13 protein-coding genes are annotated in these 11,427 nt (G+C 45.4%); 6 read left to right on the top strand and 7 right to left on the bottom strand.

Features of this window, described 5'->3' with window-relative positions; translation table 11 throughout:
• Nucleotides 1-53: 53 nt before the first annotated feature.
• The 5 genes from ACM64D_RS01150 to ACM64D_RS01130 all read right to left on the bottom strand — a co-directional run bounded on the left by ACM64D_RS01150 (nt 54) and on the right by ACM64D_RS01130 (nt 3,774).
• On the bottom strand, nt 54-446 hold the full coding sequence (locus ACM64D_RS01150; RefSeq protein ID WP_415061343.1) for a DoxX family membrane protein: 393 nt from the start codon (nt 444-446) through the stop codon (nt 54-56).
• A gap of 63 nt (nt 447-509) precedes the next feature.
• Complete coding sequence (locus ACM64D_RS01145; protein ID WP_415061342.1) at nt 510-1,433, bottom strand: hypothetical protein; 924 nt, start codon at nt 1,431-1,433, stop codon at nt 510-512.
• Nucleotides 1,434-1,519: 86 nt separating this feature from the next.
• Complete coding sequence (locus ACM64D_RS01140) at nt 1,520-1,906, bottom strand: DUF302 domain-containing protein (RefSeq protein ID WP_415061341.1); 387 nt, start codon at nt 1,904-1,906, stop codon at nt 1,520-1,522.
• A gap of 78 nt (nt 1,907-1,984) precedes the next feature.
• The gene (locus ACM64D_RS01135) at nt 1,985-2,965 is read right to left on the bottom strand and encodes an aminoglycoside phosphotransferase family protein (protein WP_415061340.1); all 981 of its coding nucleotides are present in this window, start codon (nt 2,963-2,965) and stop codon (nt 1,985-1,987) included.
• A gap of 2 nt (nt 2,966-2,967) precedes the next feature.
• Entirely contained in the window at nt 2,968-3,774 is an 807-nt protein-coding gene (locus ACM64D_RS01130) for a hypothetical protein (protein WP_415061339.1), read from the bottom strand.
• Between the two features lie 96 nt (nt 3,775-3,870).
• Here ACM64D_RS01130 and ACM64D_RS01125 point away from each other — a divergent pair, with 96 nt between their 5' ends.
• Nucleotides 3,871-4,257 carry a hypothetical protein gene (locus tag ACM64D_RS01125; RefSeq protein WP_415061338.1) on the top strand — a complete coding sequence of 129 codons (387 nt, stop codon included), beginning with the start codon at nt 3,871-3,873 and terminating at the stop codon, nt 4,255-4,257.
• An 84-nt stretch (nt 4,258-4,341) separates the two neighbouring features.
• Here ACM64D_RS01125 and ACM64D_RS01120 read toward each other — a convergent pair whose 3' ends face one another.
• Nucleotides 4,342-5,322: an NAD(P)H-quinone oxidoreductase gene (locus tag ACM64D_RS01120; RefSeq protein ID WP_415061337.1), complete on the bottom strand. Its 981-nt coding sequence runs from the start codon at nt 5,320-5,322 to the stop codon at nt 4,342-4,344.
• 178 nt (nt 5,323-5,500) lie between these two features.
• Between ACM64D_RS01120 and ACM64D_RS01115 the strand changes: the two genes are divergently transcribed.
• Nucleotides 5,501-5,962 (top strand): hypothetical protein, encoded by a 462-nt coding sequence (locus tag ACM64D_RS01115; RefSeq protein ID WP_415061336.1) that lies wholly within the window; start codon nt 5,501-5,503, stop codon nt 5,960-5,962.
• 66 nt (nt 5,963-6,028) lie between these two features.
• Nucleotides 6,029-6,409, top strand: a complete 381-nt coding sequence (locus tag ACM64D_RS01110) for a cell wall hydrolase (RefSeq protein WP_415061335.1) — start codon at nt 6,029-6,031, stop codon at nt 6,407-6,409.
• Here ACM64D_RS01110 and rnk read toward each other — a convergent pair.
• A complete protein-coding gene (gene rnk, locus ACM64D_RS01105; protein ID WP_415061334.1) occupies nt 6,406-6,810 on the bottom strand; it encodes a nucleoside diphosphate kinase regulator in 405 nt (134 codons plus the stop codon). The genes ACM64D_RS01110 and rnk overlap by 4 nt on opposite strands.
• Before the next feature lie 392 nt (nt 6,811-7,202).
• Here rnk and ACM64D_RS01100 point away from each other — a divergent pair, with 392 nt between their 5' ends.
• From ACM64D_RS01100 to ACM64D_RS01090, 3 genes are read left to right on the top strand one after another with little or no spacing between them, the layout of a single operon-like run.
• On the top strand, nt 7,203-7,508 hold the full coding sequence (locus ACM64D_RS01100) for an Hpt domain-containing protein (RefSeq protein WP_415061333.1): 306 nt from the start codon (nt 7,203-7,205) through the stop codon (nt 7,506-7,508).
• Nucleotides 7,509-7,517: 9 nt separating this feature from the next.
• Nucleotides 7,518-10,895: an ATP-binding protein gene (locus ACM64D_RS01095; protein WP_415061332.1), complete on the top strand. Its 3,378-nt coding sequence runs from the start codon at nt 7,518-7,520 to the stop codon at nt 10,893-10,895.
• Between the two features lie 11 nt (nt 10,896-10,906).
• Nucleotides 10,907-11,407, top strand: a complete 501-nt coding sequence (locus tag ACM64D_RS01090; protein WP_415061331.1) for a response regulator — start codon at nt 10,907-10,909, stop codon at nt 11,405-11,407.
• The last annotated feature ends 20 nt before the right edge of the window (nt 11,408-11,427 follow it).

The following is an 11,427-nucleotide window of genomic DNA, read 5'->3' as shown; positions in this document are numbered from 1 at the left end:
TCCCTTTTATTAATCAGTACCTTTTTAGGGGTACAGATCATTCAGCCCCTTTTTTATTTACGGCGAAAAAGCGACTTTACCGTTGAAGAGTACGGTGGCGCAAAAAACGAAAGGTACGACAAAAGCAAACCCAGTACAATAGCCAGAGGCAACCCACTGGGCGCCATAAAGGCGTGAACAAGGAAGATGTTCAATACAATGGGTGCTAAAACCACCAAAGCCAATGGAACAAAAAAGCCGCTCAAAAGCAAAAGACCGCAAACAGTCTCCGTCCCTTTGAGTAAAGTGAAAAAATACCCCGACGCCGCAAGGCCTGTATTAAAAGTCACAAGACGCTCTGGCAAATCAGGAGGTGGCGGAACCAGATTTAGTAATCCCATCAAACCCGAGGCAAAAAAGACAAGTCCTAACAAGAGGCGAGCAATCAAAGGCAGTTTGGCTTTCATTATGAGATCTCCTTTTCTTTATCCCACCCTATATCTCATCATCTCGCAAGTGAAAGCTGAGACCTAGCGAACTCCGTCCGCTTCCGTCGTTCGCTGTTTGGAACGAAATGACTGATCCTGCTGAATACTTCGTTTCATAAGACATGATTTAACTTCCTGGCAATCACTTACTGCTTTGGATCTCGCGTTTTCACTAAGGCCCGATCTTCGCGGCATCAAAACCGTAAAGTCTTGTGGATACCATGTTGTATCTAAATCAAAATGTCGAAAGTCACGAACTCCTTTTTCGTTTTTCACGGGAAGATTCACGCGAACCCACGCATGCCCTCCCGAATTGCCTCCCGCCAAGGGCACGTCTCCAGTCATATAGGACACCGAAAAGTCATTCTCACCTAAAGCAGAATCTTTAGATTCAGAAGACCGTCCGACTTGCAAAAGACTCCAATACAGAAGAGCCGCAAAGTGACGACAAACCCCCGCAGTTCCATTTTTCTTAGCGGCATCGACAAGATTTTCAGGCCGCAAAGCCCCGACCATCTTACCCTCGACAAAATCTGTTTTTTTCCCCAAGGAGTCATAGTCATATTGGCCTTGATAGGTGCTGACGAGTTCGTACACCCGCTTGATTCGCTCCATTCTGTCCGGGATAGTCTTAATCTTTTCAAGCTCCGACATATATTGCTTTTGGTGTTCGTTGTTATTCATTTTCGAAAAAGCGCTGGCTCCGAGGCCGAACATGCCGCCCACTCCGACAGCCTGAACAAAACCTTCCGCGAGACTGCGTACCACACCTTTTTTTTCATACATTGCCGTCTTCTTGAGTTCCTTGCATGTCCCCATCAGCCCGACCATTTTTGAATCCACATCCAAAGACGTCTGAGAGTAAATCTTGAGAACCGGACTTTCTATGCGACTAAAACAGGGGTCTTCTCCCGCAAAACCAAATACGCTAAATAGAAAAATAACTGAAAATAAGAATGTTTTCATAAACAACTTATCGGCGAGGGCTTTAACCCCGAAAGCCCCTAGATGCACTTTCTTAATCAATCGTTTCTCAAAATGAGATGAGACCTTTAAAGAGCTTCTGCCACTCTTTTTAGTTTTGTTTGCACTTCTATTGCAACCTGTCCCAGGGATTCATTCTTCACTGCCAACATGGAGGCCACGGGATCAATGATAGCGATTTCCGTTTTATGAGCGTCCAGCTCACGAACGACGACATTGCAGGGAAGCATCGTTCCGATCAAAGGCTCGGCGGAAATGGCTTGAAAAGCCAACGGCGGGCTGCAAGCGCCCAGGATTCGATATCCCGGCATATCTTTATTGATCTTCGCTTTCAAGGTCGCTTGAACATCAATATCAGTCAAAATCCCAAAACCCTCAACCTTTAAGGCCTCAGTCACCTTTTCAATAGCTTCAGACAATGTGCAGTTAAGTGTTTTATTAAAAGAATAAGACATGCAATCTCCTTTACGTATCACTCTGTTCTAGATCATTAATTGAAAAAATATAAGCCAAAACTGGAGGCCCAGACCCTCTCAATAACCAAAATACTCCAGAGTGGATCGGACCACCGCTCGCGCTGTGCGGAAAGATTTTTGATAGTCTTCGGGACGCTCCAAAAACGAACACATACTGCCTAGATCTAGAAGTTTTGAAACTTCCACCCAATTGTTTGCTAAGTTCGGGGAGACCGAGCGATATCCTTGCGCAAAGACGTCCCGAGCCCCCGGAGGGTAGTCGTACTCAAATCGAAAAAAGTTTCCAAGATCCATCAGTCCATTGCCTGCCAGACAGAATTCCCAATCAATGACGCCCAACACTTGGGTTGGCTCCTTTTTGGACACCAGAATATTTTTGGGATTGAAATCTGTGTGGACTAGTTCATGAAAGATCTCAGACCTCAACACAAGGTCCCACTTGTCTTGCACTAAGCTTGAAAACCGCCGACTGGTTTCAGCGTCTAAACGTTCTTCTTTATCTCGCAGATTAAGGAGGGTTCGCTCAATGAACTGCCGAATAAAAATTCCAAAGTGAACATACTCGCGCCCCAACTTCATGCGAGGCCCAATGAAACCTGCCTCCGAAAATCTGATGCTGTGAATATGCGCGAGTTGCCTGCCAATCTGCTCAAAGACTGACATGTCGATATCACCTTCGAGGATTCGATCCTCCAATGTCATGCCATCAATAAACTCAATCACACCGAAGGCACGTCCCTGAACCTCAAAGCTGCCAAACGAGTCTGGCACTAAAACGGACGAGGACTTCAGAAATGAAAGAACATCCTTTTCTCGCTCTGCGGTCACTCGATCCGTAGAGTAAAATCGAAAGACATAAGAACCAGACCCCTCCGCCACCAAATAGTTCGTATTCATAAAGCCGCCAGACAGGCGACGTATTGTGCTTTCGGCAAGATTCAGCCCAAACTTGGCCACGGCTTCTTGCACAAGCTCTAAAGAAATAGAACCTGTTTGCTCATGATGATTAAATCGCTCTTTGGGTGGTATCCATTCCATAACTATCCCGGAAGTCGTCCTTTTTTAAGTAACACCTGGAGCTGGATCACGTTCTCGTTATACTTTGTATCCAACTCATCAGCGGAACGGATGGTCTCGAAGATCAGATCTAATTGTTTCTTGATAAGACCATAATATCTGAACGAGATTCTTCGCAAAATCATCTTCTGCACGACCTGCTCTAGCTCCACCGTCTGGCCAAATTCTAAATCCCAATTATCCAGACGTCGATAAGTCTCTTTCAACTTTTCACTTTCAGCCGGAGGAAAACGCACATCGGGATTGGCCGCCTCATAGCCACCTTCGACTTTCAGAAGGATCTGGGCGCGCAACAGTTCATCGAGGCCCGCCTCTAACTCCGATTTTTTAAAATATCGCGATAGCTCCGTCAGCTTTAAAGGCCGCCTTGCTAAAGTGGACAATAGAAACAAGTGATAATTTCTGGAGCAAGAACCCAACACGGCCACCTGCCGCAGATTCAAGAAATGCTGAGTCAAGGTCTTAACAGAATCCTGACGATCGACTTTGGAATCTGCCTCTTCTGCGACGCCACCAAAAAGATAGGCCGAATTTGGAAAGACCTGGGCGCAGTAACTTTTGATAAGAAATTCCCCATCCGTCTGCCCAACAAAACCCGCAATTTGGCTGACAATTTCAGGGGTTGGCAAAGCCTTTCCTTGCTCAAGGCGCATGTAATAAGCGTAGTTGATTTGCAGTCCTTTTAGATGCCAATGTTGCCAAGCGGCCTTGGCGGCGTCAGGAAAGTACTTCTTACGAATTCTCTGCAATTCCGCTGAAAATGAACCCATAATCTATTATCGGTAGATTTTCTACAAAATGAAGACTCGCCGATTCCCATCTCGCTTTGATACACCCTGCTCATCTTAAAAACGAAGGGATTAAAAATGAAAAGTCTTATTTTAGTTGTCAGTCTTTTTGCCTCAACCGCTTTGGCTGGAAACGGTGTTGAACGTTACTCTGTCGACTTCTCAAAGGCCGGAGACATGCACTATGATGTTCGTGAACGTATCGAAAAAATTCTGAATGAACGCTGCCGTCCCGCGATCGCCTCTGCTGCCAATGTCTTTGTTAAAAATGTCGAAATCGAAACAGATAGAATCGATCAAGGAGTCATTGATTATACTTATAAAGCCCACGTTCTATTCGCCGGCTGGGATCAATACGAAAACTTTGGAACCGCAAAGATTGAAATCAAACGTTATGACATTAGCAATCCTAGCGTCGACAATATCGATCTTATCAAACTTGAATCTGATGGAGCTTGTCACTAAGACAATCTCTTCCCCCCACAGAAAAAGGAGTTTGCTTTCACCGGCAAACTCCTTTTTTATTTGCGGCATCCCGCTGATCCAGGTCTATCTCACCACCAGCACAATCTTTCCGGTATGAGCACTGGACTCCATCAATTCGTGAGCCTCACGCGCCTTTTCAAGTGGGAACGTTTTAAAGACCATGGGCTTTAATTTACCTTGATTGAGCAGGGGCCAAATGTTCTTTTCTAGAGCCGCCGCCAATCGAGTCTTCTCTTCAACCGGTCGCGCGCGAAGAGTCGAGCCGGTTAAGGTCAGACGTTTAGACATCATTTTACGCAGATCCAATTGTACTTGAGCCCCATGCAACGTCGCAATTTGCACAAGACGACCCAACATTCCCAGCGCCTCGATATTACGAGCGAAATAGTCTCCGCCCACCATATCTAAGATGACATCCACTCCGCGCTCTTGCGTTTCAGTCTTGATGATAGATACGAAGTCCTCATCCTTGTACAGAATGACTCTCTTTGCTCCCAACTCGAGGCAAGGCTTTACCGAATCTCTTTTCCCAACTGTTGTAAACACATGGGCGCCAAAGGCATGCGCCATCTGAATCGCCGTCGTTCCAATTCCACCCGATCCCCCATGCACCAAGACACTCTCCCCTTTTTGCAGACGTCCACTTTCAAAAAGATTGGCCCAAACGGTAAAAAAGGTCTCTGGCAATGCCGCCGCATGAATCATATCAAAACCCTCAGGAATTGGAAGGCACTGACCGGCCGGAGCAACGACATACTCGGCATATCCGCCTCCAGAAACCAACGCACAGACAGCGTCACCGACCTTCCAGCGGGAAACTTTTGCTCCACAAGCCACCACTTTCCCCGCAACCTCAAGTCCTAAAATATCCGAGGCTCCCGGAGGAGGCGGGTAACTTCCTTGGCGTTGCGCACAGTCCGGGCGATTGATCCCCGCCGCATGAACTTCAATCAAGACCTCCGTATCCGCAGGGGCTACACGAGCCCGCTCTTCTACTTGCAAGATCTCAGGACCGCCAAAACCCTTCATCCCAATGACTTTCATAGACACCTCTTGTCCATAGTCTTCCCTCTCTGAATCCGAGTCAAAATGCAATCCTGCAAAAATACACTTTAAAAGATCATGTATAATCCCCGTCCGCGTTGATCCCCTTTTCATCAAAACCTAAATTGAATATCTACTGACGGATCATTTTAACCATCTACTCACTGGAGAAGACTCTATGAATTCGATCTGGATCTTTCTTTTAGCGATCGGCATTTCCCAAACCAGCATGGCAAACTACCCCGAGCCTTTTTTAACTTGCACCAAGAAGGTGATCGACACCGTTTATATTCCAAAACTTCGAGAAGTCGCAGATTGGAGCGATGCCGAACTTCGCCCCTACGCCAAGCAGATGTGCAATCTTGAGAAAGAGAAAGGCACACTTCAAAATTCCATCAAGGCTCGCGCCGATGAGTTGCGCACCGGCAACTGGAGAATTTGCAAAGAGGTCATTCCCGGAAACCCCAATCCGACTGAGGAGGAATGTAAAGCCGCCTATGCCACGAAGATCAATAATCTGATTGATCAATGTATCGAGTTGGTAAACCTCGGTCACAATCCACACAATGTGTTGTTGCTGATTGATCCACTGAAAGTGGAGGTTGCTTGTTTAAGGGGTGTTAATACGGCGCTCAAATAGCGTTTCTGGTCCATAGACCAGGAGCAAGTCGTTAAGTCCATCGCGGCATTTCGCGATAAGAAATAAATGAGACTTCTTATCGCTTTTTTTTGTGTCGGCCTTGCCTCCTCCGTTTTTGCGGACGAGAGTTCCGTCTATAGCTGTCGCTTTGAAAACGACCCTCACGGATTTTCTTCAATTCGAATGAAAAGATATTTTAGCGCCGAACAAGGAATGGATTTAGGGAAGGTAGATCTCATTCAAAACTTTATCGTTGTCGAAAGCACTTCTGCAAAAGTGTATCAGATTCCTCTTTTGGACAATGACACCTATATTCAGCTCTGGTACGCGCCCAATTTGCGGGTGGACGCGCAACTCTCTTACTCACAAAGTTCCCAAGAGTTTCGCGCCACCTATAACAAAAATTCCGAGAAAATTAAGTTGGTCTGTACTGAACTTCGCAACTAAAGTTCCCACTGACCAGCAGCTTCGGGCTGATAGATCACTTCTTTGACCTGAAGCTTCTTGATCATTCCGTTCGGCATCTTCCAATCGATGGACTGTCCCGCAGTCAAACCTAGAAGAGCAATGCCGACAGGGGCCAGAATTGAAATACGTCCCGCCTCCAACTTTGCATCTTGTGGATATACCAAGGTCATTTCACTTTCCTGGCCCGTGGCTTCATCCAGAAATTTGACTCTCGAATTCATCGTCACGACGTCCTTGGGGATCTCTTTTTGAGAGATCACGTGAGCCCGTCCCAATTCTTCTTCGAGAACTTCCGCCCATTGCCCTTCAACTTGAGAAACCAAAGCGGTTAAGCGGTGATAATCTTGATCAGTAATAAAAATGCGAGGTTCTGTGTTCATGCCATCCTCCTTTAGGAAGTAGTGATAGATTTGAGTATTAATTTTGATTGAATTTAAAAAAGTGGGAGCAAAATACTAAGCGGCCACGAGCAGAAATTCTCTGCTGCAACAAAATCTAAGAATAAGATTTCTAGATGCAAAATGGCGCATGAAACCATTAAACCCTATTTGGCTCTGCTTTTCAAGGGAGTCTGCACCAGAACCCCTGGACTGCTACAATTTGGTAATGATTGCACCCTCGTTTTAGAGGGGATTTCCTTCAAAACACGACCTTGTCCTGGAATATATCTGTGCGATTTTACTGCTGTTATTAAATGTATGCAATAAAGACTCATCTAAACTAAAATGCTTTGTAAACAGCAGTGCACTTCAAGCATAAGGAGTTCATGGAAATGTCTAAGATGAAAGTCGAAATTGATGCGGATCTGAGAGATCTTATTCCCCAGTTTATAGAAAATAGAAAGAAAGACATCGACACCCTCACTCAGCTCGTTGAGAAAAATGACCTTGTCGCTATTTCTCAGCTTGCTCATAAGGTCAAAGGGGCTTCTGCTGGGTATGGGTTTAATCAACTCAGCGAACTCGCGGCGCAAATGGAAAAGGCCGCCAAGGACAACAACTCCGCCCCCTTAAAAGATCTGGTAAAACAAATGAGAGTTCACTTTTTGAACATCGAGATCAGCTATGTCTCTATGTAATGCCTATATATGACTCATAAAAGCCGCCTTTTCCTTTTTACCGCGACTCTTGTTCTTGGCACCCTTCTTCTGACAGGCACGATCGGGTATAAAATCGGCGCAACGACCCTTCAAGAAATTTCTCGCGAAAAACTTCAGCAAGCTCGAGTTTTCAAATCTGAAGAATTGCAGCGTGATATTGAATATCTAAATAGCTCTTTGAAGATGACCTCAGAGCTCAATGAGCTCAAAGGATTTTTGCGAAGATATCCACAAGAGCGACAGCAAATAAAACAATGGTTGGATGCTCACCCCGACCATAAATCAAGAGAATCGCTAATTGCCCAGGCGACGACACAGCCCGATCCTTCCGAGATCATTCGAACCCTGACACAAATATCTTCCGTTGCCGCCTTTCTTCAAGATCAATTTCAAAAAGAGGCCCTTTCTGAGGGGCGATCCGCAATGTCGGCCCTGGCCTACTTTAAAAGCCATCAAACTTTACACCCCTTCTTGTCTCACACGCTGAAACAGCTAAATCTTAGCGACGTTTTACTGATTGATCCGGATGGCAACGTCGCCTATTCCGTCAACAAAGGTATTAACTTTGGAGCCAATGTTAGAATCAGCCCTTTTAACAACTCTCGGATGACTCAAATTTTTAGATGGTCATTAAATGCGCCGATCGGCACCACAAAGTTTTTTGATTTTGCCCCGGAGTCACGGTTAAGAAAGTATCCCGTGGCTTATCTGGCAACTCCCATTTTTGATAAAGTGAATTTTCTTGGCACTTTGCTTTATCAGATTCCAATCGACCGATTGGACAACCTTCTGAGTAACCAACAACACTGGGATCAACTGGGTTTAAAAAAAAGTGGCGAGATTGTCGTCTTCGGCGTCGATGGCTATCTTAGAAATAATTCACGTCTCTTTTCTGAAAATCCCGACAAATTTCTTAAATCCTATTCGCGCCTCCCTGAATCTTCGGCCAACTTGGAGCAAATAAAAATCGCTCGTACCACCGCCTTAAACCTGGGCATTTCGCAAGAACAGATTAAACGCTATCTTCTGAGCGATCAGCTTCTGGAGATCTCCAACGACTATATGGGGGAAAAAGCTCTTCAATCCATCGGCACCCTCACTCTTCCCGGGAACACTCAATGGATTTTGATCGCAAAGATGAACGTCAAAGAATCGTTGGTCCCTTTTCGCGAGAACGTGTTGGCTCTCTCTCTGGCGACTCTGTTTATCATCTCTGTGGCCATTGGTCTTACCTATTGGCTTGCGCGAAGACTGTTCGACCCTCTTTTGAATCTTTCTTTGGGACTTGCCAAACTTAAAGAGAATGATTTTTCAACAAAGCTAGAAATCCCCGAAAAGGGGGAATTCCACCCCATTTTTGAAAATTTTAATGCCCTTTCTGAGAACTTCTTAAAAACGAAGGCCACCAAAGACTTCTTGGAGCAAACTTTTGAATCGATTCACGAAGCCTTGTTTGTGGTGGAAGTGGTGCAAGACAGTTCTGAACAAAAGACCCTTTTTCAAATTCGAGGGATCAATCCCTACGCCGCGACCATGACAGGCATGGCTCGATCCGCTTTAGGTGGAACAGATCTGCAAATGTGGATTGAAACGGACTTTACAAAGATTTCCTCCTCACTCCAAGAAGAAACCCAGACCTCACCTCCCGGGCCACTCGATGCCGTTCTAAAAAAAATTACTGGAGAACGCATCCCCCTTGAGTTGTCTTGGACAAGAATCAAGATACCTCACTCTTCAAAAGTTGTTCTGGTACTCATTGGATGGGACGTTCGTTGGAAGAAGAAAATCGAACATGAACTTAAACTCAAAGAGAATCTTCTAAAAGAGTCCGAAGCTCTTTCTAAAACAGGTTCTTTCCGCTGGGAAATAGGGACCGGAAAATGCCTCTGGTCTGAACAAGAATTTCAACTTTTTGGGTTGGACCCAGAAACAACTCTCCCGACATATGATCTCTTCCGTTCTTTGATTTTTAAGGACGATCTGTCACTTTTTGATCATACTTTTCAAGAGGCCCAAAAAGACATCCGCCCCTTCAACTTGGATTTTCGTATAAAAAAGAAAACCACCCATGAGATCGTTTGGATACGAGCCCACGGGCGCATGGAGTATGACAGCTACGGAAATGCCCTCTTCATGTATGGAACAACTCAAGATATCACCGAATTTCGTCGTACCGAACAGGCCCTTATCTCGGAAAAAGAGGATGCGCTTAGATCTTCCAAGGCAAAATCAGATTTTTTGGCTCATATGAGTCACGAAATTCGCACCCCGATGAACGCGATCATGGGCATGGCGGACCTTCTAAAGGAAACTAAACTCGATCCCGAACAACAATACTACGTAACAATTTTCTGCAAAGCGGGCGAATCGCTGATGTCGCTGATCAACGATATTCTGGACTTCTCTAAGATTGAAGCCGGGGAAGTCTCTATTGAAAATATCCCCTTTGATCTCAAAAAAATTCTGAACGATGTGGAAGAAATCATGAAGCCGCGCGCGCTTGAAAAAGGTCTCAGCTATTCTTTTGAGATCAATCCCGGCCTATCCCCCTTTTTGATGGGGGATCCGACGAAGTTGCGCCAAGTTCTTATCAACCTCGTCAGCAACTCCCTGAAGTTCACGGAGCATGGGTATATCAAAGTCACTGTCGGAAAGAATCCCTCCAAAAAAGACAGTCTCATGATCAGTATCAGTGACTCAGGGGTCGGAATTCCCACGAATAAGCAGCATCTTATTTTCCAAAAGTTCTCCCAAGCGGATACCTCCATCACTCGTCGCTTTGGAGGTACCGGCTTAGGCCTTGCGATCTCCAAAAGTCTGATTGACCTTATGGGTGGACAAATTTGGTTTAAGAGTCGTGAAGGATTGGGGACAACTTTCTTCTTCACAATTCCCTATCGTGAGCAAATCTACAATCCGGTCACACACAGACCCCTCATTATGCAAAAGTCTGAACTCAGCTTCACCCCCCCAAAAGTACGAGATCCTGACAAGAAAATCCGCATTCTGGTTGCAGATGATACTGAGGACAACCGCACGCTCTTTACTCACTATCTAAAAAACGGACCTTACGAAATTGTTGAAGCTGAGAATGGACTTGAAGCGGTAAATAAGGTAAAGTCGGGACAGTTTGATATCGTCTTCATGGATGTTCAAATGCCAGAAATGGATGGATACTCGGCCACAGATAGTATTCGCAAGTGGGAAGTTGAAAATCATAAGGAGCCCACTCCGATTATAGCTTTAACCGCCCATGCTCTTTCTGAGGATCGACAGAAGTCTTTAAAGTCAGGGTGTAACGATCATATCGCAAAACCCTTTAAGAAAGACACGTTGGTTGGAGTGATTAACAAATACTCGTTGTAGGGAGAAGTTAGATGCCACTGCAAGAAGAGAAAAGCCGTCTACTGATAGTGGAAGACGACTCTGATATTCGAGAGCTGTTAAAACACTTCCTCAAAGAATTCGTCGATGAGATTGTCGAAGCCGAAAATGGGGCGGCCGCCCTTGAGTACGTTAAAGAGCAAGAGTTTGACACTATTCTTTCAGATATTGAAATGCCTCAGATGAACGGCCTTAAGTTCCTTGCTTATGTTCGTTCTTTGGGGCAAATGACGCCCTTCGTGGTTCTCACGGCTCATGGCGATCACTCACGTGCGCTTGAAGCACTTTCCCTGGGTGCCTTTGATTTCATTACTAAAGACTCAAAAAGAAAAGTGGTCATTGAAAGTGTCTGTGCAGCTCTTAAGTTCGGTCGAGAAATGAAATCCTCAAAGAACGACCCCGTGCGCTCAACTCATCTGCGCAAAGTCTATGCAGATATGTCGAAGTCTTCTGAGATGCGCTTGCGGAAAATTATTGAAGGCCTGTCGTCCTAATATTGACGACTTTGTTTTTT

It is taken from the genome of Bdellovibrio sp., assembly GCF_047637665.1.
Classification (GTDB): domain Bacteria; phylum Bdellovibrionota; class Bdellovibrionia; order Bdellovibrionales; family Bdellovibrionaceae; genus Bdellovibrio.
Note: the sequence above shows the minus strand (reverse complement) of the source record. Positions and strands in the feature narration are given on the sequence as shown.